26 protein-coding genes and 1 pseudogene are annotated in these 25272 nt (G+C 60.6%); 19 read left to right on the forward strand and 8 right to left on the reverse strand.

Going from position 1 to position 25272, the window contains the following annotated elements; all coding sequences use genetic code 11:
- The 6 genes and pseudogenes from Q0288_RS12035 to hisD form a co-directional block, all read left to right on the forward strand.
- Window positions 1–348 (forward strand): hypothetical protein (locus tag Q0288_RS12035; protein ID WP_299430731.1); only part of this gene is annotated, 348 nt, incomplete at its 5' end.
- A gap of 119 nt (window positions 349–467) precedes the next feature.
- Window positions 468–1010 (forward strand): annotated as a pseudogene (locus Q0288_RS12040) (DUF4384 domain-containing protein); the annotation flags it as partial.
- Between the two features lie 361 nt (window positions 1011–1371).
- On the forward strand, window positions 1372–2013 hold the full coding sequence (locus Q0288_RS12045) for a M23 family metallopeptidase (RefSeq protein ID WP_299430733.1): 642 nt from the start codon (window positions 1372–1374) through the stop codon (window positions 2011–2013).
- A gap of 200 nt (window positions 2014–2213) precedes the next feature.
- Window positions 2214–3302: an aromatic ring-hydroxylating dioxygenase subunit alpha gene (locus Q0288_RS12050; protein WP_299430735.1), complete on the forward strand. Its 1089-nt coding sequence runs from the start codon at window positions 2214–2216 to the stop codon at window positions 3300–3302.
- 230 nt (window positions 3303–3532) lie between these two features.
- A complete protein-coding gene (locus Q0288_RS12055; protein WP_366914759.1) occupies window positions 3533–4333 on the forward strand; it encodes a DUF3108 domain-containing protein in 801 nt (266 codons plus the stop codon).
- Between the two features lie 177 nt (window positions 4334–4510).
- Window positions 4511–5758, forward strand: a complete 1248-nt coding sequence (hisD, locus tag Q0288_RS12060) for a histidinol dehydrogenase (protein ID WP_299430737.1) — start codon at window positions 4511–4513, stop codon at window positions 5756–5758.
- A gap of 9 nt (window positions 5759–5767) precedes the next feature.
- Here the strand turns inward: hisD and Q0288_RS12065 are convergent, their stop codons facing one another.
- Entirely contained in the window at window positions 5768–6394 is a 627-nt protein-coding gene (locus Q0288_RS12065; protein WP_299430739.1) for a hypothetical protein, read from the reverse strand.
- Window positions 6395–6505: 111 nt separating this feature from the next.
- Between Q0288_RS12065 and bshB1 the strand changes: the two genes are divergently transcribed.
- Window positions 6506–7183 carry a bacillithiol biosynthesis deacetylase BshB1 gene (gene bshB1 / locus Q0288_RS12070; protein WP_299430741.1) on the forward strand — a complete coding sequence of 226 codons (678 nt, stop codon included), beginning with the start codon at window positions 6506–6508 and terminating at the stop codon, window positions 7181–7183.
- A gap of 9 nt (window positions 7184–7192) precedes the next feature.
- On the opposite strand, the gene Q0288_RS12075 is transcribed toward bshB1, so the two are convergent.
- A complete protein-coding gene (locus tag Q0288_RS12075) occupies window positions 7193–7597 on the reverse strand; it encodes a hypothetical protein (protein WP_299430743.1) in 405 nt (134 codons plus the stop codon).
- A gap of 353 nt (window positions 7598–7950) precedes the next feature.
- Between Q0288_RS12075 and Q0288_RS12080 the strand changes: the two genes are divergently transcribed.
- The 5 genes from Q0288_RS12080 (at window position 7951) to Q0288_RS12100 (ending at window position 12243) form a co-directional block, all read left to right on the forward strand.
- The gene (locus Q0288_RS12080; RefSeq protein ID WP_299430745.1) at window positions 7951–9390 is read left to right on the forward strand and encodes a UDP-N-acetylmuramoyl-L-alanyl-D-glutamate--2,6-diaminopimelate ligase; all 1440 of its coding nucleotides are present in this window, start codon (window positions 7951–7953) and stop codon (window positions 9388–9390) included.
- A 59-nt stretch (window positions 9391–9449) separates the two neighbouring features.
- Window positions 9450–10202 (forward strand): Nif3-like dinuclear metal center hexameric protein, encoded by a 753-nt coding sequence (locus tag Q0288_RS12085; RefSeq protein ID WP_299430747.1) that lies wholly within the window; start codon window positions 9450–9452, stop codon window positions 10200–10202.
- Between the two features lie 61 nt (window positions 10203–10263).
- Entirely contained in the window at window positions 10264–10887 is a 624-nt protein-coding gene (gene tmk, locus Q0288_RS12090) for a dTMP kinase (RefSeq protein ID WP_299430749.1), read from the forward strand.
- Window positions 10888–10954: 67 nt separating this feature from the next.
- A complete protein-coding gene (locus Q0288_RS12095) occupies window positions 10955–11719 on the forward strand; it encodes a glutaminyl-peptide cyclotransferase (RefSeq protein ID WP_299430750.1) in 765 nt (254 codons plus the stop codon).
- Between the two features lie 170 nt (window positions 11720–11889).
- The gene (locus Q0288_RS12100) at window positions 11890–12243 is read left to right on the forward strand and encodes a DUF192 domain-containing protein (RefSeq protein ID WP_299430751.1); all 354 of its coding nucleotides are present in this window, start codon (window positions 11890–11892) and stop codon (window positions 12241–12243) included.
- 311 nt (window positions 12244–12554) lie between these two features.
- Here Q0288_RS12100 and Q0288_RS12105 read toward each other — a convergent pair whose 3' ends face one another.
- Both Q0288_RS12105 and Q0288_RS12110 read right to left on the reverse strand, forming a co-directional pair.
- A complete protein-coding gene (locus Q0288_RS12105) occupies window positions 12555–13517 on the reverse strand; it encodes a prohibitin family protein (protein ID WP_299430752.1) in 963 nt (320 codons plus the stop codon).
- A gap of 303 nt (window positions 13518–13820) precedes the next feature.
- Window positions 13821–14099: an FmdB family transcriptional regulator gene (locus Q0288_RS12110; protein WP_299430754.1), complete on the reverse strand. Its 279-nt coding sequence runs from the start codon at window positions 14097–14099 to the stop codon at window positions 13821–13823.
- Between the two features lie 226 nt (window positions 14100–14325).
- Between Q0288_RS12110 and Q0288_RS12115 the strand changes: the two genes are divergently transcribed.
- A complete protein-coding gene (locus Q0288_RS12115; protein WP_299430756.1) occupies window positions 14326–14883 on the forward strand; it encodes a 5-formyltetrahydrofolate cyclo-ligase in 558 nt (185 codons plus the stop codon).
- On the opposite strand, the gene Q0288_RS12120 is transcribed toward Q0288_RS12115, so the two are convergent.
- The 4 genes from Q0288_RS12120 to Q0288_RS12135 form a co-directional block, all read right to left on the reverse strand.
- Entirely contained in the window at window positions 14870–15859 is a 990-nt protein-coding gene (locus Q0288_RS12120) for a M23 family metallopeptidase (protein WP_299430758.1), read from the reverse strand. The genes Q0288_RS12115 and Q0288_RS12120 overlap by 14 nt on opposite strands.
- Before the next feature lie 32 nt (window positions 15860–15891).
- Window positions 15892–17310 carry a serine hydrolase domain-containing protein gene (locus Q0288_RS12125; protein WP_299430760.1) on the reverse strand — a complete coding sequence of 473 codons (1419 nt, stop codon included), beginning with the start codon at window positions 17308–17310 and terminating at the stop codon, window positions 15892–15894.
- A gap of 246 nt (window positions 17311–17556) precedes the next feature.
- Window positions 17557–17925: a HepT-like ribonuclease domain-containing protein gene (locus Q0288_RS12130; protein ID WP_299430762.1), complete on the reverse strand. Its 369-nt coding sequence runs from the start codon at window positions 17923–17925 to the stop codon at window positions 17557–17559.
- 9 nt (window positions 17926–17934) lie between these two features.
- On the reverse strand, window positions 17935–18225 hold the full coding sequence (locus Q0288_RS12135; protein ID WP_299430764.1) for a nucleotidyltransferase domain-containing protein: 291 nt from the start codon (window positions 18223–18225) through the stop codon (window positions 17935–17937).
- 112 nt (window positions 18226–18337) lie between these two features.
- Between Q0288_RS12135 and Q0288_RS12140 the strand changes: the two genes are divergently transcribed.
- The 6 genes from Q0288_RS12140 to Q0288_RS12165 all read left to right on the forward strand — a co-directional run.
- Window positions 18338–19369, forward strand: a complete 1032-nt coding sequence (locus tag Q0288_RS12140) for a saccharopine dehydrogenase NADP-binding domain-containing protein (RefSeq protein WP_299430766.1) — start codon at window positions 18338–18340, stop codon at window positions 19367–19369.
- A gap of 166 nt (window positions 19370–19535) precedes the next feature.
- Window positions 19536–22364, forward strand: coding sequence for an SNF2-related protein (locus tag Q0288_RS12145; protein WP_299430768.1), 2829 nt, complete (start codon window positions 19536–19538; stop codon window positions 22362–22364).
- Window positions 22361–22555 (forward strand): hypothetical protein, encoded by a 195-nt coding sequence (locus tag Q0288_RS12150; protein ID WP_299430770.1) that lies wholly within the window; start codon window positions 22361–22363, stop codon window positions 22553–22555. Before Q0288_RS12145 ends, Q0288_RS12150 begins: the two co-directional genes overlap by 4 nt.
- Window positions 22552–22911, forward strand: a complete 360-nt coding sequence (locus Q0288_RS12155) for an ATP-binding protein (protein ID WP_299430772.1) — start codon at window positions 22552–22554, stop codon at window positions 22909–22911. The genes Q0288_RS12150 and Q0288_RS12155 overlap by 4 nt, the downstream gene beginning before the upstream one ends.
- A gap of 51 nt (window positions 22912–22962) precedes the next feature.
- The gene (locus Q0288_RS12160) at window positions 22963–24798 is read left to right on the forward strand and encodes a hypothetical protein (protein WP_299430774.1); all 1836 of its coding nucleotides are present in this window, start codon (window positions 22963–22965) and stop codon (window positions 24796–24798) included.
- A gap of 40 nt (window positions 24799–24838) precedes the next feature.
- On the forward strand, window positions 24839–25272 hold a 434-nt coding region (locus Q0288_RS12165; protein ID WP_299430776.1), incomplete at its 3' end, for a helix-turn-helix transcriptional regulator.

Consider the following 25272-nt stretch of genomic DNA (forward strand, 5'->3'; position numbering starts at 1 on the left):
CTTCGGCCTAGCGCCAGCGAACCTTACTGCAACCTGGGGGCTGGGGCGCTTAAGGTTTTGAGGGTCGAAGATGGCTTTGTAGGGTTTCAGAATGGAATTTATTGGGACGAGGCGCGCAGGGCTTCGGGCTCTGCAATTCTGTTGCGCGGCTCGAGCGATGGCCTGAACTGGCGCTACCTCGAGCCCGAACCGCTCTTAAAACCCAGCACAGGCTGGATGCGCAGCCATATTTATGCCCTGGATGTGCGGCGCAATCCTGCCGACGGACGCTTCTACCTGTTTTTTAACGCCCGCAGCGACTGGCACTGGACGCGGGGGCGTGAACATATAGGATTATTGCAAAGCTAAAGCCCAGATTAAGCTGACCAGCAGCTAAAGAATCGCTCAACGTAAAGGTTAAGTTTTGCTGACTGTGGCTTCATAGCAGCCGCCCCGGTTTTTCCTACCCTGGGGTCAGGAGGAACCAGATGAAGCGCCTAATTGTTGCAAGCATCTCCGGACTGTTGGGCCTGGTGGCCTATGCCGCTCCGGTACTGAGCCCCCAGGGCATCATCGTCAACCCGGTGCCCACCGACCTGGATGTGCAGACCTGGGTAGACCGCGACCCCTCGGGTTTTGGCAACTCGACCTACTTTTTTGGCGACAAAATCAAGATTTATGTTCGCGTTAACCAGAACGCCTTTGTCTACCTGTTCAACATCAACGCCACAGGTCAGATTGACCTGATTCTGCCCAACGCCTTCAACCCGAACAACTACCTGCGGGCCGGTGAGACCCGTGTCTTCCCCGAGAATGGCGCCCGCTACGAGTTCACCATCAGCGGGCCAGCGGGGGTAGACCAGGTGCTGGCTGTGGCCAGCCGCCAGCCGCTCTCGCTCTCGCAGATTGCCGACATCCGGAGCGGACAGATGCGGGTGCAGGGGGCCAGCAATCTGGCCCGGGCCCTCTCGATTGTGGTCACCCCGCTGCCCGACCGAGACTGGGTGAGCGATGCGGTGCGCTACAACGTGCAGCCCCGCTTTGCCAGCAACCCCCAGCCGCCGGTGGTGGTTGTGCCCAGGCCGCCCATCTTCTTCATTACCCCCTTCCCCGGCTATGGGGTGGTCTGGGAAGACCGCGAGGAGACTGAATACTCCATTGCCTATCGCGGCGGCGATGTGGAGCAGATCTTCAGCTACTACCACCGCGACCTCCTGTCCAGGGGCTGGGTGAAGGTAAGCTTCAAGTCCCACGGCAACAAGAACCGCCCGTCCTACCGAGCCCAGTACCGCCGCGGCAACGACCACCTCGAGGTTCGGGTCGCCCCCAGAGGCGGCGAGATGATTGTCAGCCTGGAGTGGGGTAGATAGAACGCGCCTGGAATCCCCACACTTGCCCCCCCGTTTGGAGGCGCGGGGGGCCTTCTTTTGCAATATTGAGCTAGTGATCTCCGACCCCACTGGCCCCGTCCGCCTAAGAGCCGAGAACGAAGAAATCGAGGTCGTGGTGATTCATCCAGTGTTATCAAAAGCCTTTATCATGGCCGAGCACCCGGAGGGGCAGCTCCACTGGCTTGGCGATGCGCTGGGAACCGACTTTATGGTGGTGCAGTTTCTGGACGGCTGGATGCGGATGTACCGGGGCGATGGACGGGCCAACGAGGACTGGTTCGGCTGGGGGGCCGAGGTGCTGGCCCCATTTGATGGGATGGTGCGCTTTGTGCGACAGCCTACCGGAGTCAACACGCCAGGAAATCGCGGGGACGGTAAGGCGGGCAGCATCATGTTTGAGCGCGAGGATGGCGTGTGGGTGATTTTAGGGCACGTGATGGAAATTGCTGTGAGTGAGGGGGAGGAGGTTCTGGCCGGGCAGGTGGTGGCCCGGCTAGGCAACAACGGGACATCCTGGTGCCCGCATCTTCACGTGGGTGCTTGGAAAGGTGATCAACCCCTCCAGATACGTGTTGATCTGGCCATGCTGGGGAGGATGGTTGCGGTGCGCGGCGAGGGTTCCTACTACGGTTTGGAGGAGTAACCGATCTGTCCGACCCTCGCGGTATAATCGGCCCAATGCGCTCCTCGCCCGATATTCAAACCAAACAACTGCGCTTTGCCAGGGCCATCATTGCTGCTGGCAAATAACACCTTTACCGCCACAGTGCAGTCGAAGCCTGGCTGTATGGCTTTTGTTTGGCTTTTGACACCCGACCTTTGACGCCTTACAAAGGAGCTACCATGAACAAACTCGAGATCCATCCTGACATCGCCCAGGCTTCCACCCTGCCCGCGAGCTTTTACCAGGATCCCCAGATGTACCAGGCGGTTAAGGAGAGGGTTCTGGCCCGGAGCTGGCAGTGGGTGGGCGATACCGACGACCTGAAGGCCCCCGGCACCGTCAAGCCCTTCACGCTGCTGGAAGGCTGCCTCGACGAGCCGCTGGTGCTGACCCGCGACCACGACGACCGGCTGCATCTACTCTCCAATGTTTGTACCCACCGGGGGATGCTGGTGGCCGAAACCGGCGATAACGCCCGCTACCTGCGCTGCCGCTACCACGGGCGGCGTTTTGGTCTGGACGGCTGCTTCCAGGCCATGCCGGAGTTCGAAGGGGTACAGGGCTTTCCCAGCCCCAGGGACGACCTGCCCAAGGTGGCCTTCGAGACCTGGGGCCAAGAAAAATTCCTGTTTGCCAGCCTGAACCCCACACTTTCCCTGCAAGAGGTGTTGCGCCCCATCCAGGAGCGGGTGGGCTGGCTGCCCTTTGGGCAGTTCTACCTCGAGCCTTCCCGTGCCCGCGACTACCTGGTGCGGGCCAACTGGGTGCTCTACTGCGACAACTACCTCGAGGGATTCCACATCCCCTTCATCCACGCCTCGCTCAACAGTGTCATTGACTACGGCAGCTATACCACCGAGGTCTACGACTGGTGCAACCTGCAACTCGGCATTGCGGCCTCGGGTGAGCCTTGCTTCGATCTGCCCAAAGACTCCCCCGACTCGAGCAGGCGCATCGCCGCCTACTACTACTGGGTTTTTCCAAACCTGATGCTGAACTTCTACCCCTGGGGCCTCTCGGTGAATCTGGTGCGTCCGCTGGGGCCGGAACTCACCAGGGTCTCGTTCCTGCCCTATGTCTGGGATGCCAGCAAGCTCGACTCGGGCGCCGGGGCCGCCCTCGACCGGGTAGAGCGGGAGGATGAAGTGGTGGTGGAGGCTGTGCAGAAGGGGGTTAAGTCCCGCTTCTACGACCGGGGCCGTTTCAGCGTGGCGCGGGAGCAGGGGGTGCACCACTTCCACCGTTTGTTGGCCCAGACCCTGGGATAAGGGGTCACGAAAGTTAGAAACCTCCTGAACATCGTGTAGTCTGTTGGGAGGTGGAGTGAAATATCCCTTGTGCGCTTACAAAATAGCCGTAAGATGCAACCCGCAGCGCAGCAGGTCTTCAGCGTTGTGTTGAGCCTGCCCTGAGCGTAGTCGAAGGGTGATCGAAGGAGCCGCCTCACGACCATCCCATTACAAAGCCCGCTTCAGTAGCTGGTAGGATAGAACAGGTTATGGATATAGCGCTTGCGCAATCGCTTCGGTATAGCCTCAAGTATGCTGGGCATCCGGCAGGCGAGCAGCGCCTGACCCTCGAGCCGCGCCGGGACGGGCTGCGCCTGACCCTGGAAGCCAGTGTCGAACTGCCCCTACCCAAAACCCGGCAGCGTTGGGAGAGCGAGGTGGATCGCGAGGGTCTGCCCCACCGCTACCGTGAACGGGTGGAAGGGGGTGGAGCGCGGGTCATGGAGGTGGAGTTTTCCCGCGAAGATGGACTTGTAACGGTGAGCCTGGGCAAGGACGACTTCGCGACTCCCTACCTGGCCCAGATGCACGACCCACTCTCGCTGATTCTGGCCGTGGGGAGGCTAAAACTAGAGGTTGGCGAGGTGGAGAAGTTCGCCCTGGTAGGAGGGCGGGCCTACGCCGAACGCCTTCCCGACCAGAGTGTGGAGGTGGTTTCTTCAGGCGAGAGCATAGAGCAGAGTGTTCGGGTCTACCGCTTGCGCCCAGGGCTCAGCCTGCTCTACTTCGATAAGGAAGGCTATCCAGTGCGGCTGACGCAGAAGGTAGGAGAGCACGTCTTCGAGGCCGAACTGGTGCAGGTGCAGCGCCTTGAGGCAGGACAGCGTTTGCAGCCACTAGAACGTCGGCTCGAGCCAGCCCAGCGCCCCAGTTCCCAGCGTGATTCGGGCCGTCCCCGCATCGGGGCTCGAGAGTCCACCAAACCCAGGGTGGTCTCCGGCGAACCCCCCAAAGAACGCCAAGGGGAGACTCCCAGCCGTCGCCGCCGTCGCCGCAGACGATACAACTAGGGGCCAGGTATCCGGGTTTAAATCCGATCTATACCCGTTGATTGCGTAGCATGCCTGCCGAGAGCGAAGATGCCCATATGCCCTAAGAGTTATCGTGCCTGACCTAGCCATCCGCGACCTGCAGATGAAGTCTAATCGAGGTACCTGACTTCCAGGAGATGGGTGAAGGGCTTTTTTATGATCAAAACCCCAGAGCAAATCCGTAAGCATTTCTCGAACCGCCGCATGAGTGTGGAGTATGGCGAGGCATTGGAAACGGTGCGGCATATTTTGCATCAGGTCGAGCATGAAGGCGATGCGGCCCTGCACCGCATTAGCCAGGAAATAGACGGATACCCGGTGGAGGAAGTCCCCAAGCGGGTCTGGCGGGATGCCTATGAGGGCCTGGATGCCAGCTTACGCGATGCCCTCGAGACGGCCAAAGAACGCATCGAGGCCTTTTATCGGCGTGAGCCCAGGGGCGGATTTCTGGATGCCGGGCCGGATGGAGTGTTGGGCCAGCTGGTGCGCCCGCTGGAGCGGGTGGGGGTGTACGTGCCAGGAGGCTCGGCCCCGCTGCTCTCCACCGTCTTGATGACCTCGGTTCCGGCCAAGGTGGCGGGCGTGGGTGAAGTGGTGGTAGCCTCGCCGCCCAGGGTGCGCCCAGGAATTCTGGCTGCCGCCTGGGTGGCCGGTGCAGACCGCTTGTTTGGCATGGGGGGTGCGCAGGCAGTAGCCGCGATGGCCTATGGAACGGAACTGGTGCCCCGGGTGGACAAAATCATGGGGCCGGGCAGTCGCTATGTGGTACTGGCCAAGCGCGAGGTCTATGGGACGGTCGGTATGGAGGGCCTGCCCGGGCCAACCGAAACCCTGATTATCGCCGACGCTTCTGCCGACCCCAGGCTGCTGGCTGCCGATCTGCTGGCCCAGGCTGAGCACGGCCCCGATTCGGAAGCCTGGCTGCTTTCGTCTTACCGTGAACTGCTGGAGCGGGTGGGGGATGAGCTGGAACGTCAACTGACCGACCTGCCCAGGGCCGAAATTGCCCGTCAGGCTCTGGGGCGCAGCGGGCTGGTGCTCGTCGAGCACCTGGAGCAGGCCCTGGAACTGGCCAACCTCTATGCCCCGGAGCATCTGTGCCTTTCTATCCTCGACCCCCTGGCCGCACTGGGGATGGTGCGCAATGCCGGGGGCGTCTTTCTGGGGGAGCATTCCTGTGAGGCCCTGGGCGACTATATCGCAGGCCCCAGCCACGTGATGCCCACCTCCGGTACGGCCCGCTTTGGCGGCGGCCTGGTTCTGGGAGATTTTCTCAAGGTGATTCCGGTGGTGGGCCTGACCCAGGAAGCTGCCAGCAGACTCTCGGCGCTGGGTGCGCGAATGGCCCGCGAGGAAGGTCTGGAAGCCCACGCCAGGGCGCTGGATCGAAGAATGAAAGGTTAGAGCGCTGCTTTACTGCTCGGGCAAGTAGACCCGGCCCCGTGCTGCGGCTACCGCGAGGTCCTGGCCAGTCTCCTGGCCTACTTTTTGGTAGACGCTCGTCCACTCGTCGTTGCTCATTTCCTTATCCATTACCAGTTTGAGCAGCAGATTGTAGGAGTGGCTGCCGCTGGCCAGGGAAAGGATGACCTCGTTGAGGCCGTTCATGTCCTTGAACTTGCGAATCATTCCCAGAGCATCGAACTGGACGGTGGAAAGCGGTAGAAACTCCTCGTTGCCCCGGTAGACCAGGCTGCTGACCTGCTCCAGCACATTCATGGCTTTCTGGCGCAGGGCGGCCTCTTCCAGGGCCTTGCGGTGGGCCTCGAGGGCTTCCAATACGCTGGGCAGTACCGGCTCGACTGGACTACCTCCCAGAATGCGCTGGGCTCGTTCGTGCCAGCCTTCAAATGCCTTTGAGACTTCAATCACACTGGCAGCCATACCGGGGGAGGGGGGGCTGCCTTTGTCCAGCAGGCTGGCAACCTGGCGCAAGATACCACCCAACTCGCCCAAGCGGTTTTGAAGCCGCAGCCCCTCGTCCAACAGGCCCATGACATCGGTCATTCCGTCCAAGTCTTCCAATGAGGTAATCACCATATGGTTCCCCCTAATTGCTCTCGAGACCGCGCAAAGAAGCGTGGGTTCTCGAGTTGCTAAACAATTTACCCCAACTCTTTAACATTGTTCCCATGATATAACCCTGAAGTCATGGGCCTGGACTTACTGGTGATGGCCCCCCACCCCGACGATGCGGAATTGGGCTGCGGGGGCCTGTTGGCACGGGCAAAGTCTGAGCAGCAAAGCACCGGAATCCTCGACTTAACCGGGGGCGAGATGGGTTCCAAAGGCACGGTGGAAATACGTGTCCAGGAGGCTATGGAGGCCACTAAAATTCTCAGACTCGACCACCGTAGCAACCTGGGCCTGCCCGATGGGGCCATTGCCGATGTGGATATGCAACGACGGGCGTTATCTAAAGTTATTCGGGAATTGCGTCCCAGGGTGGTGGTAGCTCCCTACGAGTCGGATCGTCACCCCGACCATCTAGCAGCCAGCCGATTGTGTGCTTCTGCGGTACATTTTGCTGGCTTACGGAAGGCTGCGGTAGAAGGCAAGCCGCATAAGGTAGAGCGGTTGCTGTTCTATCCTGGCAACTACCCCGCCCTGCCCAACCTTGCGGTGGACATATCTGACTACATTGAGGTGTGGGAAGCCTCGGTGCGGGCCTACCGAAGCCAGTTTGAAGGGGAGCAGGTTTCCGAAACCGTGCATGCAGGTGGGGTCGAGTCACGGCGGGCGCTAAGGCGATACTGGGGCAACCTGGTGGGTGTGGACTACGCCGAACCTCTGATCAGCCCGGTGCCTTTTTTGACCAGGCTGTGGTGAAATTCCCGGTTAAAAATCTATCTCGAGCCTGTACCGCCCGCTGCGGCCTTGCTGGTCGAGCTCGAGCGTGAAGCGTTCGGTTCCCCGCTGATACACTGCCTCGAGCCGGGTAGCAGGGCCTTTGTACTCGAGGCGGGTTCGTACCCAGCCCCGACCCACCAGCCAGTTGTGGAAGAAGGCATAGACCTGATCGAGGGGGTCGCGGGTTTCGAAGTCAACCTCACTCGAGCCACCCCGCTCCTCGCGCTTAAGGGCTGCACTGCCCGGATAGGCCGGCAAACCCAGCCTTGCATTGATGACAAAACCCGAAGGTTGGGGCGCAGGCCGCACCGGTGGAGTAGGGGTGGGCTCGGGTCTCACCCCGACCACACAGGCCGAGAGTACCAGGGGTAGTAGCCAGAGTAGTATCCGCATCGCACGCCTAGCTTAAGCAGACTGTATGAGTAAATAGAGACATGGGTATGAAAATTTGACTACAAAACCCGGCTCGAGCGAGCCTTGACCCAGATCGAGACCATACCGACCGAAGAAGCCAAGGACTACTTTTACCATCCGGTATCTGGGTTCGGAGATCTGCGCGACAGCTGCCCACTGAAGCGCGAAGGGAAAATTTAAGGTACCTTCCACCCCACGGGGAGGATGGGCCTGGAACCCGTCTGCCACCTCGAGGGCGACATTGCAGACTGGGTCGGGGCGGGTGCCGCGAAGAAGCCATAAGTAGCCAGGAGTGTGCTTGTCGCTTCCTGATACCGGCTAAACTAATTCCGATGCCTACTCTGGCGCAGTTATTCTCCATCTTTGGTCAAACGGCCTCGGCCCTCGAGGTTTCGGGTGTGACGCACGATTCGCGCCTGGTTCAACCCGGTTCCGTGTTTGTGGCTATTCCCGGGGTTCCACTGCCCAGCCGTAGACCCTCTGACGGACACGATTACATTGCGCAGGCCCTGGAAAAAGGGGCGGTTGCCATCGTGGGGATGCGCGACCTGAAGCTGGGTGTTCCGTATCTGCGGGTCTCCGACTCGAGGGCTGCCCTGGCCGATCTGTCAGCGGCATTTTGGGGGTATCCGGCGCAAAAACTCGAGTTGCTCGGCATCACCGGCTCTAAAGGCAAGACCACTGTGGCTGCACTGGCACATCACCTGTTGCAGGCGGCCCATCCACCCGTGGGCAGGCTCTCGACCGTGGGAATCCAGATTGGCGCAGAGGAGCTTTCTCTGCCAGGCCACTTCACCACTCCCGAGGCTCCGCAGGTCCAGGAGATGCTGCACCGGTGTGTGGTCGCAGGCTGCAAGCAGGCGGTGCTGGAAGTGAGCAGCCATGCGCTGGCGCTGGAGCGGGTGCGGGGAATTGAATACACGGTGGGTATCTTTACCAACCTGTACGAAGATCACCTGGATCTACATGGCAGCATGGAAAACTACTTCGCCGAGAAGTGCAAGCTGTTAGAGCGCTCGAGGTTTGCCATTGTCAATAGCGACAATGAGTGGACAAGACCCCTGGGCGACCGCCCCCAGACCTGGATCTATGGCTCCAGGGGTGACTGGCAGGTACAAAATCTGGTGGAAAGCACCACTGGCCTGCATTTTGAGGTGATCTCGCCCACTGGCCGCTTTCCCGTGCAGGTTCCGCTGGTAGGGCGCTTCAACGCCGACAATGCTCTGGCCGCGATGGCCGCGACCGCCAGGATGGGCCTCTCGGTTGAGCAGATCCAGGCGGGACTGGCTGGTTTTCCGGGCGTGCCGGGCCGGATGCAACTGATACAAAGCCAGCCCTTTCGGGCGATCGTGGACTTTGCCCACACCGGGGCCAGCCTGCAGGCGGCGCTCGAGACCCTGCGCCCCACCACGCAAAACCGTCTGGTGGTGGTGATTGGGGCTGCTGGCAACCAGGATCCCAGCCGCCGCACCGGCATCGGCAAGACGGCGGGCCAGCTCGCCGATTTTGCCATCTTTACCGAGGAAGACCACCGCAGCGAAAGCCTCGAGGTCATCCTGCACACCATGGCCCAGGCCCACCGCGACCCCCACCGGTACGTTCTAATTCCCGACCGGCTCGAGGCCATCCACTACGCGGTGGCCCAGGCCCAGCCTGGCGACACCCTGCTCTTCGCTGGCAAAGGCCACGAGCGAACCCTCGAGCGCGGCACTGAAATAATCCCCTGGAACGAAGTGGAGGAGGTTCGCAAGGCACTAAGGGACGTTAAATAGGCCTGAAGAACCCGGCCTTTGGCTTTCAGCCCTGGGTCTTCGGCTTTAGACTGACATCCATGCACCGCGATGCTTTAGTGCGCTGGCTGGATGAGTTCCTCAAAATCCGCGATTTCAAAGACCCCTCTCTCAATGGGCTGCAGGTGGAGGGCAGGCCCGAAGTTCACCGAATTGGGGTTGCGGTGGACGCGGCCCAGGTTATTTTCGATAAGGCCGCCCAGGCCCAGGTAGATTTCCTGATTACCCACCACGGGCTTTTCTGGGGGCAGCAGTTTCCGCTGGTGGGCCACCACAAGAAACGGTTGGAAACCCTTTTTTCGGCAGGGATTAGCCTGTACACGGCCCACCTCCCCCTCGATGCCCATCCGGAGGTGGGCAACAACGCGGTGATGGCCCGCGAGCTGGGCCTGGTGGAACTCGAGCCGTTTCCCCATCCCAAGTATGGCCCCATTGGCTTCGTGGGGCGTTTTGTGCAACCGCGAACTCTGGCCGAAGTGGAAGACCAGATTGGGCAGTTGACCGGAATGCAACCCCTGGTGCATGCTGCCGGAATGGAGGAAGTGCGCCGGGTGGGAGTTGTCTCGGGTGGAGCGGCAGGCGACGCTGGTCTGGCCAAAGCTCTGGGCTGCGAACTCTACATCACCGGGGAACCCTCGCACGCCCACTATCACGAGCCCTTTGAACTGGGCCTCAACGTGATTTATGCGGGCCATTACGACAGCGAGACCTTTGGAGTGAAGGCCCTGGCAGCACGGCTGGAAGAGGAGTTTGGCCTGCCCTGGGTGTTTGTCGAGCATCCGACCGGGTTATGAACACTGAACCCTTGGCTGTTGCCTTGATATGTATTCGCTCAGATTGGGCTGAGAGACTGCGATGAACGGCCTCTTCCTGACCTTTGAAGGCCCCGAGGGCGCCGGCAAATCCACCCAGGTCAGGCTGCTGGGGGCCTGGTTGCAAGAGCACGGCTACACGGTGGTTCAGACCCGTGAGCCTGGTGGCACCAGCCTGGGCCAGGACATTCGCCAACTGCTGCTGCACCAGGAGCGGATGTGTGCCGAGGCCGAGTATCTGCTCTACTCCGCCGACCGCGCCGAACATATGCAAACCCTCATCCGGCCTGCCCTGGCCCAGGGCCAGATTGTGCTGTGCGACCGCTGGCTGGACTCCTCGCTGGCTTACCAGGGTTATGGAAGGGGGCTGAAACTCGACTGGCTGCGGGCCGTGGCAGAGGGGGCTACGCAGGGTGTACAGCCACTAAAAACCTTTCTGTTCGATCTGTCGCCCGAGGTGGGTTTGCGGCGGTTCGAGAATCCCGATCGGCTCGAGCGCGAGCCGATTGAATTCCACCGGCGGGTGCGGGAGGGCTACCTCGAGCTAGCCGCCGCCGAACTCGAGCGTTTTGTGGTGTTGGACGCAACGCAGACTCCAGAGACCCTGCAAGCCCAACTTCGTGAGCACCTGCGGAGCCTGCTACCGAAAACGGGCCTTGGGCAGTGATAATTGTGACCAACCCGGCGGATCCCGGTCTCATTCATCTTGGCAGGCTTGCGGTAAGGTAGAAGGCGTGGCTCGAGCCTTCTTCGCCCTCCTTGCCCTGTTGGGATTAGCTATGGCCCAACCCAGCCAGATTCCGGTCTGGGGATTCCGGGTGGTCAACACCTTCCCCCACGACCCCACGGCCTTCACCCAGGGGCTGATCTACCACAATGGCTTTTTGTACGAAGGGACGGGCCTGTTTGGGCAGTCCAGCATCCGCAAGGTCGAACTCGAGACCGGCAGGGTGCTGCAAAGGCACGCACTGGCCCCCCGATACTTCGGTGAGGGCATTACCCTGTTCCAGAACCGCTTTTTTCAGCTCACCTGGCGAAACCAGGAAGGCTTTATTTACGATATGAACCTGAATCCGGTAGGCAGCTTCACCTACCAGACCGAAGGGTGGGGTCTGACCCACGACGGCCAGCGTCTGATCATGTCGGATGGGTCGGCCCAATTATTTTTCCTCAACCCGCGTACCCTGCGGCCCGAGCGCACCCTCACGGTGCGGGCAGGGGGCCAGCCAGTGCAGCGGATAAACGAGCTCGAGTTCATCCAGGGCCGCATCTGGGCCAATGTCTGGATGACCCATCGGATCGCCATCATCAACCCCCAGAGCGGCAGTGTGGAAGCCTGGCTCGATCTGACCGGGCTGGCCCTGCTGGCCCAGGCCCGCAACCGTAACCCCGATGCGGTGCTCAATGGCATTGCCTACGATGCCCAAAACAACCGCCTGTTCGTGACCGGGAAGCTCTGGCCATTTTTGTTTGAGATTGAAGTTGTGCGCAACCCATGAGCAGACACGGACGCCATTACGGAGCTGGCCTGATGTTGGTGGGCTTAATTTTAGCTCTCTCGATGGCGGGCTACTTTATGGCCGGTCAGATCTTAAGCAATCGTTCGTCACCGCCACGCCCTCTGCCCGTTCCCGAAAATATAGTCACGGTTGCAACACAAACAAGATCCGTGGATCTGGCGGTCTTCAAGGTTATCTATCCACGGCAATTGGAAGCCTTTCGACCATACCTGAAGCCAGACAGCGGCATTCTGTACCGCTTTCCCCAGGCCCGCGACGATGGCTGGACTGGGCTGGGGTTCAAAAACGCGGTGTCGGTGGCTTTTCTGGACAGCCGGGGAAAGATCCTGACCATTCTGGACATCGAACCCTGTCCCGCCCCCCTCCGGGGCAGGGGCTGCCGAAGCTACGTGCCGGGTGTGGTCTATCGGCAAGTGCTGGAAGTGAGCCGGGGCTGGTTTGTCCAGAACGAGGTGGGGCCCGGTGCGATGGTCAGGGTAAAACTGCCCGAGAGCGGCCAGTAGTTGTCCAGAGTCTAGGGTCGAGGGCAGCAATGGCTGCTTGGCCGAAACCAACTTCAGAAAGACCATACTTGGATTAATCGGCGTCGAGGGCGTCTTTGCGAGAAGGCCGCAGGCCGACGAACAGCGCATGGCTGCGGTGGTGCTCCTGGACTGTTTCTGCTAAAGGCTACACCTCAGGGCCTGACCTGAGCGCAGTCGAAGGATCGCAATGACCGCGTCCCTGGTGCTACAGAGCCAGATGACGATGATCTGCTGGAATTCGGTATGAACCGCAAGAATCTCCGCGAACCGCGATAGACCCCATTCGCGCTCTACCGTGCGGGCTGTACTGGTTGGCCGGGGTTTTGCAGACTGCGCAGGTCGAGCAGGAAGTTGCCCGTAGTCGGCACCATGATGGTGTTGATGTTGGGAGCCAGCTTCTCGGCTACCGTGAGCTGGATAACCTGTGGGCTTTGCCGGAGGGCTTCGCCGCGTAGACGGATGGCCTGGGCCTCACCCTCGGCCCGTAAAATCGCGGCATCGCGCTCACCCCTGGCCTGCACCACAGCCCGCTGGGCTGCAATTTCAGCCTGCTGACGTCGGTTGACCTCGACCTGCACCTGTTGCTCGGCAGTCTGCTTTTCCTCGATTACCTTGGCGACCGACTGTGGAATATCAATCCGCCGCAACAGCACCGAGATCAGCTCAATGTGCTGTGCACCCAGATCCTCGCGCAACTCCTTGCTGACGGCGGCCTCGAGCTGGATGCGTTGGGTGCTGATAAGTTCGGCAGCGTTGAACAGGCCCACCGCGTCGCGTATTTTGCTGCGAATCTGGGGGATGATCAGGGTATCGAGATACCCAAGCCCCAGGTTACGGTGTAATTGGGCGGCCTCATCCCGCTTGATGCGGTACTGCACCGTCACGTCCACCCCAATGTCCAGCCCCTCCTTGCTGCGGGCGGTTATAGCGTCCTCCCCCGGTGTGGTCGCGTCTGCCGGTGCGGGCCCTTTGGCCAGGGTTACTTCCTTGAGGCGGGCGTCATACAGAATTACACTCTGGATTCCGGGTATTACGATGCGAAATCCCTCACCCAGTGGGCTGGGCTGCACCCCACCAAACACATTGAACACCACCCCCACATTACCCGCAGGAACCACCACAAAGCTCTGTGAGATAGCCGCCATTGCCAGGCCCACTAACAGTAGCGGCACCCCCAGAGCCCGCCGAGCTCCGGGTTGAGCCAGCAAAAAAATGCCCAGAATGGCCACCACGATACCCAAGAGTAGAAACATACCCACCTCGCTCGGTGCGGCGGTTGGTCGGGAGCACACCCCCGACGGAGGTAGCAGCGCTCAACCCGAGTTGCAAATATGACCCCCTCAGTAAAGCTATGCCATCCGCAACCGCTCCGGCTACCAGGTTACCAGTTTTGAGTCCAACGCATTCTGGCCCTTTGAGTGGAGCGAAACACAGGGGGCTGTATCGCGGAGGCAAGGAAACCTGGGGTCTGCTTGCACAAGGGGAGCATTCGACCTGTACTCCAGGCCCGAAGGGGAGCCAGGGTCCGTAGATACGAGGTGGCTGGTGCTTTTCAGCTAAGAACAGGTGGCCGGGCCAGGCACACAGCAACTTCCTGCTCCGGGTGTCGAGACGTCACTTTTGGTCTCGGGCTCGGAAGCGGGGCTGGATCTGCTCTGGGCTTTCGAGTCCTTGGCGTACCATCCTGAGCCTTTGAAAACCACTGCTGGGGCAAAAATCAGGCGCTTGATGGGGGCCCCGGTCTCGGGGTGGTGGGTGTAAGCGGGATCGTGGAAGCCTTGCTCGAACTCGTAGCGTTCGCTGGTCTCGAGGTTCTGGTAAACGTACCTGGGCATCGCTGACTCCTGTTAGACAAGTTGAGATGAGGTTTGAGGGTTATCTCCCTCCGTCGTCAGCTATATTGACAGAAGGTGGTACAGACTGTCAACGGAATTTGTCACGGAAGACGCCTCCCGGCGTCTGGGCTCAGGCCGTTGGGCCATGGGAGTCGTTAGCGGCTGGCTATTTGCCGGTTGCATCTGCTTGGAGCCGTTGGCTTTCGTAGATGGGATACTAGGTTCCATGACCAAAGCGGAACTGCGGCGCTGGGCCAAGGAGGTGCGGGGAAAGCTGCCGGTTCCCCAACTATCGGCACAGGTCAACCAGCACCTGGCCCACTTCTTGTCCGAGCGGCGGGTGCAACATATTTTGTTCTACAGTGCTTTTGGCTCCGAGCTAGACCCCAGCGACCTGCAAAACCTCTACCCAGCGACTTATTACCTGCCCAGGGCCCGCACCTACCAGCTGGAAGTCCACCCCCTGCCCTGCAAGCTGGTGAAGCACCCATATGGTTTCTGGGAGCCGGTGGCCCATGCCCCCAGGGTGGAGCCAGGCCGGCTCGAGGTGATCCTGGTACCCGGGCTGGCCTTCGACCCAGAGGGTCATCGCCTGGGGTATGGGCAGGGGTTTTACGACCGTTTTTTGGGTCAACTGCATCCACAAACCCTGACCGTTGGTCTTGTGGCCGAAGCGCTTATTGTGCCCGAACTTCCGCAAGATCGGTGGGATATTCGGGTGCAGTTTCTGGTCACTGAGCAGGGTATCAGGCCCACGATCAGAGACCCCTCTAAGGGGTTCTGAAGTACCAGGGCATGGGGTCGGTGGGAACGCCATGCACCCGAATCTCATAGTGGAGGTGGGGGCCGGTAGAGAGGCCGGTACTGCCCACATGGCCAATCAAGTCTCCGGCATTAACCCGTTGCCCTGGACGCACGGTAATCCTGGATAGGTGCCAGTAGCCGCTGCAAACGCCCAGGCCGTGCTGCAAAACAACGGCATTCCCCCGTACGGCTAGCGACTCGGCCAGCCCCACCACTCCGGGCGCTGGGGCATAAACCGGGGTTCCGGTAGGCAGGCCATAGTCCAGCCCTTCGTGGTAGCTGCGGAAAGGGCCGCCGTTAAAGCTGCGCAGAACACCAAAAATTGCGGTGATGCGCTCGCGTTCAACCGGGCGTCTCCAGGCTGCCCGCCAGAGCTGCTCCTGGGGGCCTGCCGCACATACCCTCAGCACCTGGTTTCGCTCGGCAATCAGAAGATCTGCTGCCAGCAACCTCCGACGATCTGGGGGCAAGACAAGCGACTGGCGCCCCCTTTCCACCGCTACAACCCGAAGTGAAGCGGTATGAACCACCCCGTTAGCCTGGAAATCTATTCGGTAGGCTCCAGGCGGATGCAGTCGGGGCACTGCCAGCAGCAAACTGCCTTCACGGACTGGGTGGGTGATGCCCAGAAAGCGTACCTGAACGGGCAAATCCCCCGCATTTACCCGTACTCGAAAAGCCTGGCCCTGGGCGAGCCGCAGGGGTAGCTCGATGGAGGTGAAGGGGGCTGGCAGACTGGGCAACAAGGTGCGCTCTGGCTGCCCATTTAAGCGAAGCACCTGCCCGACGCGGAGCTGTCGGGGGTCGCGGATACGGTTAAGTTGTTGCAAGGCTTCCACGGTGGTGCCGTACTGCTTGGCGATGCGGTAGAGGGTCTCACCGGGACGCACGGTGTGGGTGTTTTGAGCCAGTGCGAGGGAACACAGGGTGAAGAAGGCCAAGAGCCAGCGGTGCATAAGGCTAGTCTATCGCCCTGGATGAGACCGTTCTAGCGAAAAGTGCCCAATTGAAAGCAGTCATCGTCGGGCCAGCGCTGGACGGCCACGGTAGCGTTCAGGAGCCCACGCCGCAACTCCGCGATGAAGCTCCAGTCGTTCCAGGGGCGGCTGTTGAAGAGGGCCGCGATCACAACGCCTTCGGGCAGGCGCAAGAGCAGGGTGCGGGTTCCGGCAAATGCCCCGTCGTGGCTCCACTCGAGCTGATCGAAAGGCAAGGTCAGCACCAGGGGTTGTGGGTCGGGCGGGTTGCGGGACTTGCCGCTTCCCTGGCCGGCGGCTCCAGCCAGATGGGGGGGAGCAGGCTGGGACTGGGGCACCCGCACCTCCCAGCCCAGAGCGTAGTAGCGTGGGGTCTGGGCGTACTGCTTGAGCCTGGGGCGGCGGAACATTTCCTCCAGGGCTTCGCGGGAGAGGGGAGAGGGCAGGCCGCGCAGGCCCTCCAGCACCACCACAAAGCGCACCAGGTCGGGGGCCGAGGCCACCAGGCCACCCCCTGCATCGTGGGCCTCGAGGTAGAACTCACCGTAGGGCCGATTGACCAGGGCGCCATCCACCACCGACCGGGTCAGGGGAGCCCTGGGAAAATCGTAGTAGCGCACCTCTCCCGGCCAGCGGTCTTGCAGGCGGGTTTTGCCTGCTCGAACCCTGTGAATGCCCATCTTTTGGAGCATCCCACGCAAATAGTCTGCATAGCTCTGGCCGCTGATTCTTTCGATTACCCGCCCCAGCACGGCATAGCCCAGGTTGGAGTAAGCCGACCGACTGCCGGGAGCAAAGCTGAGGGGGCGGCTCATCATGAAACGGATCAGTTCCTGGCTCGAGAGGTTCTCGGGACGCTGCATGGCCCTGGCAATATCGCCCAGGGTAGGGCGGAACATGGGATCGCCGGCCCAGCCCCGGTTCCAGCCGCCCGAATGCTGCAAGAGGTCACGCAGGGTGATGTTTTTCAGGCGCGGGTCGGTGATCTGACCGCCATAGGGCTGAAGTTTAACTAAACGGAAGGCTTTTTCGTTCAAAAAACTATTCAGGTCGGGATAGGCCCCCAGAGACACCAGGCTCTCGCCCAGGTGTAAAACCGCCACCGCCGTGAGGGGCTTGGTGAGGCTGGCCAGCCGAAAAAGCGAGTCCGGCTGTCCGGGTTCTTTGGCGCGCACATCGGCCCAGCCATAGCCTCTAAAGAGCACCAGCCGTCCGTTCCGGGCCACCGCAAGTGCGCCACCGGGAATCTGGTAGCGCTCCATCAGCCGGGTCATCACCCGGTCATAGGGCTCGAGGCTCGCTGCCGCATAGCCGCTGATCGGGCGATGGGGGGTGCCCGCCACCCCCGCAGGCGGCATGCAGAGGGTCTGGGCAAAGGCCCATCCCGCCAGGGCCGCCAGGCCCAAAAGGGTTTTGAAACTACGCTGCATCGGGCGTTTCCCTGGGAAGAGGCTGGTGAGGAGGTCGAGGTTCAGGGGCTGAAAGCTGCAAGCTGATGACCGAGGCACACTGGCTTTTGCACTTGCTCACCCCAGCCCCTCTTCCACAGGCCAAGGGTTCTGGTCTGCTCAAGTCCTCCCCCTCTGGTAGAAGGGTACTGGCTGGCAAGACAGCGAGGATGAGGGGGTTTGACCCGGGTGGTGAGCCAGTTGCCAGTCCTGCTTCCTCCTTCCGCTTCAACTCGGCTGCTGCTCGAGGGTCTCCTCCAACACCACCAGCCAGTAGGGCAGGGTACGCTGGATCAAGTCCCAAAGAATTTCGTCCTGGATGCCAAAATGCAGATTGCTGACCAGATCGGGCAGATCCAGAATCCTGCGCCAGTCCAGCCCCTCCACCTCCTCCCGCACGCTTTTGTGCATGCTGGCAGCCATCACGCCTAACAGGTTCAGGTGGTAGCGCACGGCATCCTGGGTGCGCCCATCGGCAGCAAACTTGGCAAAGTTCATCCCGGCGGTGTACGCCAGCACGCGCTGGGCTGCTTGCTTCATCTGCTCGAGGTGAACCCTGGGCAGCAGGTGCGGGTTGGGGATAGCGGGGTCGCGCATAAGCACCTTTCAAACCAGTTGTACCGCGTCGGTCTCGATATGAGGGCGCAGATCGGCGGGCACTTTTTTGGCGCTGACCAGATCTACCTTGTTGCCCAGCATGTCTTCCAGGTCGTGCTTGAGGCCGATGTAGTTTTCGAAGGTGGGCTGCTCCAGCCGCACCAGAAAATCCACATCGCTGCTCGAGTCGGCATCGTCGCGGGCGGTGGAGCCAAACAAATAAAGGCTTTTGATCTGATACCGTTCGGTCAGCCCCGGTAGGCGCTCTTCCAGGATAGCCAGCACACTGCCTCTACGCATGAAACCATAGTACAGCCTGGCTTTTGCTGTGCTGGGTTGTTCTATCTGCCCCTGTGCAGCGGGTGTTGTTGTGCAGGTACTTTGCCGCCGAAGCGCGGGGTAAGCTGATGCTATGGCGCACTGGCTGCTTTACGGGGCAAACGGCTACACCGGCAGGCTGGCCGCCGGGCGGGCAGTGGAACGTGGACTAAAACCCATCCTGGCTGGGCGGAACGCCAGCGCTCTGGCCCGGTTGGGAACAGAACTGGGCCTGGAACACCGGGTATTTGGCCTGGACAACCCGGACAGGCTGCATGGGGCGCTCGAGGGAATGGCGGCGGTGCTGCACTGTGCAGGGCCGTTTGTGCAGACCTCGCCGCCCATGGTGCAGGCTTGTCTGGAGAACCGCACCCACTACCTCGACATTACCGGTGAGATAGCGGTCTTCGAAACCATCCGCCTGCAAGACAGCCAGGCCCGCGCTGCTGGGGTGATGCTCCTTCCGGGCGCTGGCTTTGACGTGGTGCCCTCGGACTGCCTGGCCCTGTATCTCAAACAGCAACTCCCCAGCGCCACCCACCTCAGGCTGGCCTTCCGCACCCCTTTTGTCTCGGGGGGGACGCTGGCTACCGCCCTGGAGCACCTGGGGCAGGCCGCGCTCATTCGCCGCGATGGCAGGCTGGTTCCTGTGCCGCCCGGTCTGAGCTGCACGGTAGATTTTGGCAGCGGGCCAGTTCGGGCGACGCCTCTGTCGTGGGGCGATCTGGTCACGGCCTATCACAGCACCGGCATTCCCAACCTCGAGGTCTACACCGCCTTCGGTGGCCGGTGGATGGGCTTGAGCGGGCTCCTGGAGAAGTTCCTCCGCCTACCTGGGGTGAAGCCCTGGCTGCAAAGCCGAATTCGGCGCATGGGTGGGCCGGACGCCGCGCGGCGGGCGCAGGCGACCAGCCAGGTCTGGGGTGAGGCTCGCGATGAATCGGGCCACCGCCGAGCAGCCCGCCTGCAGGCCCCCGAGGCCTATACCCTGACCGCGCTGACGGCGGTAGCGGCGGTGGAGCGGGTGTTGCGCGGCGAGGCCCCACCAGGTTTCCAGACCCCGGCCACGGCTTACGGGGCCGACTTCATCCTGGAAATTCCGGGGGTGGTGCGCACCGACCTCTAAATCTAGCGCGGCAGTGTTGCTAGGCGAGGGGAGTTGGGCCGGATCTAACCGTAGCATACCCGCCAAAAGCCCGTTGAGCAGGCTGATCTGGAAGCATGGGTTCAGCCCTCGAGGCGTTACCAAAATTACCCTGCAGGAAGCTCCAGCCAGGGTATTCTGTGGATAAATGCCGGCCCATACTATTTTTCACGCACGACTATTTGCCGAGGAATTGACCCAGCGCTTCCCCTCGAGCGACTTCGAGCGTCTTGCCGGAACTTTGGTAGATGCTCAGGTTGATCTCAACCCCCATCAGGTGGACGCAGCCCTGTTCGCTTTCCATTCCCCACTTTCCAAGGGGGCAATTCTGGCAGACGAGGTGGGGCTGGGCAAAACTATAGAGGCCGGGCTGGTGATCGCCCAGAAGTGGGCCGAGCGCAAGCGGCGGGTGTTGTGTGTGACCCCGGCCAACCTGCGCAAGCAGTGGTTCCAGGAACTGTCCGAGAAGTTTTTCTTGCCTTGTGAAATCCTCGAGACCAGGTTCTACAACGCGGCCATCAAGCAAGGCAACTTCGAGCCGTTCATATCCGAAAGGATTGTGATCTGCTCGTATCAGTTCGCTAAGGCCAAGGCCGCCGACATCGCCCGGATCAAGTGGGATCTGGTGGTGATGGATGAGGCACACCGGCTGCGCAACGTCTACAAGCCGGGCAACGTCATCGCCAATGTGCTCAAGAAGGCCCTCGACCAGGCCCCCAAGATTCTGCTCACCGCCACGCCGCTCCAGAACAACCTGCAAGAGCTGTACGGGCTGGTGAGCATCATTGACGACCGAGCTTTTGGCGACCTGGGGAGTTTCCGCGCCCAGTTCGGGAACATAGACGATGCCCAGGCTTTCAATGTTTTGCGCGAGCGGCTGCGCCCGGTCTGCCACCGCACCCTGCGCCGCCAGGTACAGGCTTACATCAAGTACACCCGGCGCCAGCCCCTGACCCAGGACTTCACCCCCAGCGACGCCGAGACCGAGCTGTACGACCTGGTGAGTGAGTACTTGCGGCGCGAGAACCTGCACGGCCTGCCCAGCTCCCAGCGCAACCTGATCACCCTGGTGATGCGCAAGCTGCTGGCCTCCTCGAGCTTCGCGGTAGCCGGGGCCCTGGAGAACATCGGCAAGCGCCTCAGGAAGCAGCTCGAGGGCGAGTTGGGGGATCGGCTGGGAGAGGACTACGAGGCCCTTGACGCCACCGCTGAGGAGTGGGGCGAGGAGTCCGACGACAGGCTCCTGACCGAGGCCGACAAGGCCGCCATTGCCGCCGAGGTAGCCGACCTCGAGCGCTACTTCACGCTGGCCTCGAGCATCACCGACAATGCCAAAGGGCAGGCCCTGCTGGCCGCTCTGGAGCGGGCTTTCGAGGAGGCCGAACGGCTGGGAGCCGAGCGCAAGGCCATCATCTTCACCGAGTCGCGCCGTACCCAGGCGTATTTACTGCGGCTGCTCGAGCCCCACTACTCCGGTAAGGTGGTGCTCTTCAACGGCAGCAACTCCGACTCCGGCTCCAAGCGCATTCTGCGCGAGTGGCAGGAACGGCACAAGGGCACCGACCGCATTACCGGCTCGGCCAGCGCCGATATACGCAGCGCCCTGGTGGACGAGTTCCGCGAGCGGGCCGAAATTATGATTGCCACCGAGGCGGGCTCGGAGGGCATCAACCTGCAATTCTGTTCGCTGGTGATCAACTACGACCTGCCCTGGAACCCCCAGCGCATCGAGCAGCGGATCGGGCGCTGCCACCGCTACGGCCAGCAGCACGATGTGGTGGTGGTGAACTTCGTCAACCGGGCCAACCAGGCCGACCAGCGGGTGTTCGAGCTGCTTGAGCAGAAGTTCCGGCTTTTCGACGGGGTGTTCGGCTCCTCCGACGAGGTGCTGGGGGCCATCGAGTCCGGGGTGGACTTCGAGCGGCGCATCGCCGAGATCTACCAGCGCTGCCGCACCCCCGAGCAGATCCAGGCCGCCTTCGACGCACTGCAACAGGAACTGAGCGTGGAGATCCAGGACTCCATGAGCCAGACCCGCAAGAAACTGCTGGAGAACTTCGACGAAGAAGTAAACCAGCGCCTCAAAACCAGTGAAGAGCAGAGCAAGAGCGCCCTGAACCGCTTCGAGCGCTTGCTGATGGACCTGACCCGCCACGAACTGGACGGTGCGGCGGTTTTCGACGACAAGGGCTTCGAGTTACAGCACAACCCCACCCCCCTCGAGATCCCGCTGGGCCGCTACGAGCTGCCCCGCTACCACCCCGAGGCGCACTTCTACCGCCTTTCGGACACCCTGGCCCAGTACCTGATCCAGCAGGCCCGAGAGCGCTCGCTGGGCGTGAGCGAGCTCGAGTTCGATTACACCGCATACCCAGCCAAAATCACCCTGCTGGAGAACCTGCGGGGGCAGGCCGGGTGGCTGCGTTTGAGCAAGTTTAGCGTCACCGCGCTGCAACAGACCGAGGACTACTTGCTGGCGGTGGCCGTGACCGACGGCGGAGAGCCGCTCCTGGAAGACACCCCCCGCGACCTCTTCAAGCTGCCTGCAAAGTTGACGGGCGAGGCCCCCCAGCCCCCGCCGGAGATGCTCGAGACCATCACCCAGGCCCGCCGCCAGGCCATCCAAACCAACATCAGCCAGCGCAACGCCGACTTCTTCGAGAAGGAGGCCAACCGGCTGGACGCCTGGGCCGACGACATGAAGGTGGGCCTCGAGCGCGAGATCAAAGAACTTGACCGTCAGATCAAGGAGGCCCGGCGGGCCGCGAGCCTGGCCCAGTCGCTGCAAGAGAAGCTCGAGGGGCAGAAGCAGATCAAGGCCCTCGAGGCCGCCCGCAACGCCAAGCGCCGCAGCCTGTTCGAGGCCCAGGACGAGATTGACCGTAAGCGTGGGGATTTGATTGAGGAGCTCGAGGCGCAGTTGCAGCAGAAGCAGAGCTTAGAGTCCATTTTTACGATTCGCTGGAGGCTTATATGAATCAGGATTCCAAAGACCCAGATACAATAGTTGCGGAGGCCATTGCTGGTCGTTTTGAGTCACAATTCCTTCTGGGTTCCCAAGAGAAGGAAGCCCTGACTACAACTATTGCTAATGGGAAGATGGAGATGTCAGACTGGATTCTTCTGGCCGAAAAACTGCACGAGCAGAAGGAGGCGGTTGAGTCATGAGCCTGAGACTTGAACAGATTTCCCTCAAGCATTTTCGGGGCGCGGTTCAGATCAGCCTGTTTCGTTTCGATCCCTCTAAGCGTCTCGTGATGATCTTCGGTGAGAATGGCAGTGGTAAGTCCACGGTGGTAGATGCGATTGACCTGATGTTTAACGGCGGTAAGGGCTCACTGGAAGGGCGCAGCAGCACCTCGGCGAGAGATCACCTCCCATCTCTAGGACGTTCCCCGAGTGACGTGGAGATCGAGGTTGGCTTCGAGTCGAAAGTATTGACGGGCAGGTTCAACCGGTCAGGAACGCTTACTGTTACACCTTCGGCAGCCACGCGGCATCCGGTCGTAAAAGTCTTGCGCTAGTCGCACCTAAGCCAGATTGTCGAGGATACCCCGGCCAACAGGTATAAGGTTTTGCAGCCTTTCATCGAGATTCGGGGTGTTGAGAAGAGCGAGGCCCAACTGACGGATGCAGTGAATGAGATAGACCGTCGACTGGATGACTCAGTGCGCTATCTGGGGGAGGCTCAAGATACCCTGGGCAAGCTGTGGGAGGCGGAAGGTAGACCAGGAAGCGGGTGGCTTGAGTGGGCGAAGGCAAAGACAGCGCAGCCAATTGATGCCTTAAGGCGGCAGATCACTGCAAACGAGCAATTGCTGGGCCTCTACCAACAAGCAAAATCGGAGCTGCTAAGCTGGAGTCAGGCTCAACAACAATTGGATCAGGCTAGCGAAAATCTAGCCGTCGTTGAGGCGAAGATCGAGTCAGCAAGTGTCGAGGGCAGTTTGGGCGTCGAGCTAGTCCGAATTCTCGAACAGGTAGCTAGCTACATCGAGAAGGATCAATCAGATACCTGCCCTGTCTGCCAGCAGTCCGTTTCCCCCACCACCCTGGTCGAAGACATCCATGCCCGACTGAAAGAATCTGCCCGACTACAAGCTTTGGGTGCAGAGAAGACCTCCGCCGAAAGAGCCAAGACCACTGCCGAGGCTGCCTCGAAGACGTGGGCGACGAGCTTTATTGGTGCGATCAGCAGGCTGAGCGATGCTCTCGGACTCACGGCTCCAAGACCAGAGGAGAGCAAAAGCTGGCTAGAGAGGCTCGAAAACAATGGAATATTTCAGGAAATTTCCAAGCAGTTAGAGAGTGGCAAAAAAGACCTTGAGAGCCACACGGCAGTGAGGCTGAGTTTAGAGAAAGCACTGAACTACGAAAACCAGTCTCAGCAACTAGAGGCTGTTTGCGGACGTCTTCGTGCAATGGCCGAGATCGTGCGCCAGGAGCGCATTCGATACATTCAGGCTATTTTCGATCAAGTGGCTTCTGAGTGCCAACGAATGTATGAACGCATACATCCCAACGAGGACATAGGCCCGACAGGCCTGGTGCTAGACCAGCAGCGCAGAGGAAGCCTCCACCAGAGGGTCAAGTTTTACGGTGTGGATGATGTTGTGCCGCAGGGCTTTTTCAGCGAGGCTCATCTGGACACCCTAGCTTTCTGCTTCTGGCTAGCCATCACCAAGCTGTCGCATACTGACGCGATCCTGGTCATTGACGACGTTTTTACCAGCATTGATGCCCAGCACCTCAAACGCATTGACGATCTACTAATCGAAGAGAGCCAGCACTTCGCCCAGATCATCCTTACTACCCACTACCGGGGATGGCTCGAGAAGTTTAAATACGAGCACCCCAACACTCTGGACCTCCATGAACTACACGAGTGGAACCCAGTGCAGGGCATTCGTAGCAGCAAGACAATGCCTTACACTGCTGAGCTTAAGCAGGTGCTCATCACCACACCGCTAGATCGGCAAGCAGTTGCGAGCAAGTCGGGCATTTTGCTCGAGGCCGTTCTGAACCAGTTCACCGTGGAGTATGGATGCTCTATGGAGCGAATCAAGAAGAGTGCCTATGACTTATGGCAGTTGATTACCGGCTCGAAAAAGAAAATTGGTAAACTCAAAGTGATACGGGACAATAATGGATCACCCACAGAGATTGATCTTAAGTATGTGTTCGAGCGCATCGAGCAGTTAGCATTCATCCGCAACCAGGCGGGTGCTCACTATAACGACGTTGGTGCCCATCACAGTAACGCTGACATTAAGGAATTTGGGGAGGCGACCCTGGCCCTAGCAGAAGCCCTCATCTGTGATGTCTGCGGAAATTATGTGTTTAAGCGAGACCAGACAACGCATCGCGATTGCGGTGGCGATTGCAAGAAGTCAATGGTTCAGGAGAAGTAACCGAGTAGCTCAATTCCCAGACCTCTGGTAAAATTGACCAATGGTCAACACGCACTTCAAACTCGAGCCCCTCCTGCGCCAGCACAAGAAGACCCCTCTGGCGCTGGCCGAGGCCAGTGGGCTATCCAAGACCACGGTCTACAACATTGTGAACAACAAGGCCAAGGCCATCGAGCTAAAGACCCTCGACAAGCTGATGGCGGGCCTCGAGCGGCTGCTGGGCAGGCCGGTGCGCTTCGATGAAATCCTCGAGAAGCGCCCGAACAGCAAGCAGGAGCGGCTGGCTCAACTGCTCAAGGATGCCAAGCCCTTTAGTGCCAAGGACTGGCGCAAGGAGTGGCCCGCCTGGACTCCCGAGGAGCAGGCCGAGAACGAGGCGTTCCTTCAGGTGCTCGCCGAGGCCCGCGAGGCCAGCAAGGCCCTAAGCGTCGAGCGCGATAAGCGGCTGCTCGAGCTGTTCGATGAACCCCAAAC

This window comes from uncultured Meiothermus sp. (assembly GCF_937863175.1).
GTDB lineage: Bacteria > Deinococcota > Deinococci > Deinococcales > Thermaceae > Meiothermus.

What these genes read in the sequence shown, in the direction of transcription:
- Q0288_RS12080 (WP_299430745.1), top strand. Translation starts at nt 7,951, where the DNA reads ATGCCTACTCTGGCGCAGTTATTCTCCATCTTTGGTCAAACGGCCTCG.
- Q0288_RS12135 (WP_299430764.1), bottom strand. Translation starts at nt 18,225, where the DNA reads ATGCGTAGAGGCAGTGTGCTGGCTATCCTGGAAGAGCGCCTACCGGGG.
- tmk (WP_299430749.1), top strand. Translation starts at nt 10,264, where the DNA reads ATGAACGGCCTCTTCCTGACCTTTGAAGGCCCCGAGGGCGCCGGCAAA.
- Q0288_RS12150 (WP_299430770.1), top strand. Translation starts at nt 22,361, where the DNA reads ATGAATCAGGATTCCAAAGACCCAGATACAATAGTTGCGGAGGCCATT.
- Q0288_RS12055 (WP_366914759.1), top strand. Translation starts at nt 3,533, where the DNA reads ATGGATATAGCGCTTGCGCAATCGCTTCGGTATAGCCTCAAGTATGCT.
- hisD (WP_299430737.1), top strand. Translation starts at nt 4,511, where the DNA reads ATGATCAAAACCCCAGAGCAAATCCGTAAGCATTTCTCGAACCGCCGC.
- Q0288_RS12140 (WP_299430766.1), top strand. Translation starts at nt 18,338, where the DNA reads ATGGCGCACTGGCTGCTTTACGGGGCAAACGGCTACACCGGCAGGCTG.
- bshB1 (WP_299430741.1), top strand. Translation starts at nt 6,506, where the DNA reads ATGGGCCTGGACTTACTGGTGATGGCCCCCCACCCCGACGATGCGGAA.
- Q0288_RS12065 (WP_299430739.1), bottom strand. Translation starts at nt 6,394, where the DNA reads ATGGTGATTACCTCATTGGAAGACTTGGACGGAATGACCGATGTCATG.
- Q0288_RS12075 (WP_299430743.1), bottom strand. Translation starts at nt 7,597, where the DNA reads ATGCGGATACTACTCTGGCTACTACCCCTGGTACTCTCGGCCTGTGTG.
- Q0288_RS12145 (WP_299430768.1), top strand. Translation starts at nt 19,536, where the DNA reads ATGCCGGCCCATACTATTTTTCACGCACGACTATTTGCCGAGGAATTG.
- Q0288_RS12125 (WP_299430760.1), bottom strand. Translation starts at nt 17,310, where the DNA reads ATGCAGCGTAGTTTCAAAACCCTTTTGGGCCTGGCGGCCCTGGCGGGA.
- Q0288_RS12120 (WP_299430758.1), bottom strand. Translation starts at nt 15,859, where the DNA reads ATGCACCGCTGGCTCTTGGCCTTCTTCACCCTGTGTTCCCTCGCACTG.
- Q0288_RS12130 (WP_299430762.1), bottom strand. Translation starts at nt 17,925, where the DNA reads ATGCGCGACCCCGCTATCCCCAACCCGCACCTGCTGCCCAGGGTTCAC.
- Q0288_RS12115 (WP_299430756.1), top strand. Translation starts at nt 14,326, where the DNA reads ATGACCAAAGCGGAACTGCGGCGCTGGGCCAAGGAGGTGCGGGGAAAG.
- Q0288_RS12105 (WP_299430752.1), bottom strand. Translation starts at nt 13,517, where the DNA reads ATGTTTCTACTCTTGGGTATCGTGGTGGCCATTCTGGGCATTTTTTTG.
- Q0288_RS12050 (WP_299430735.1), top strand. Translation starts at nt 2,214, where the DNA reads ATGAACAAACTCGAGATCCATCCTGACATCGCCCAGGCTTCCACCCTG.
- Q0288_RS12155 (WP_299430772.1), top strand. Translation starts at nt 22,552, where the DNA reads ATGAGCCTGAGACTTGAACAGATTTCCCTCAAGCATTTTCGGGGCGCG.
- Q0288_RS12110 (WP_299430754.1), bottom strand. Translation starts at nt 14,099, where the DNA reads ATGCCCAGGTACGTTTACCAGAACCTCGAGACCAGCGAACGCTACGAG.
- Q0288_RS12085 (WP_299430747.1), top strand. Translation starts at nt 9,450, where the DNA reads ATGCACCGCGATGCTTTAGTGCGCTGGCTGGATGAGTTCCTCAAAATC.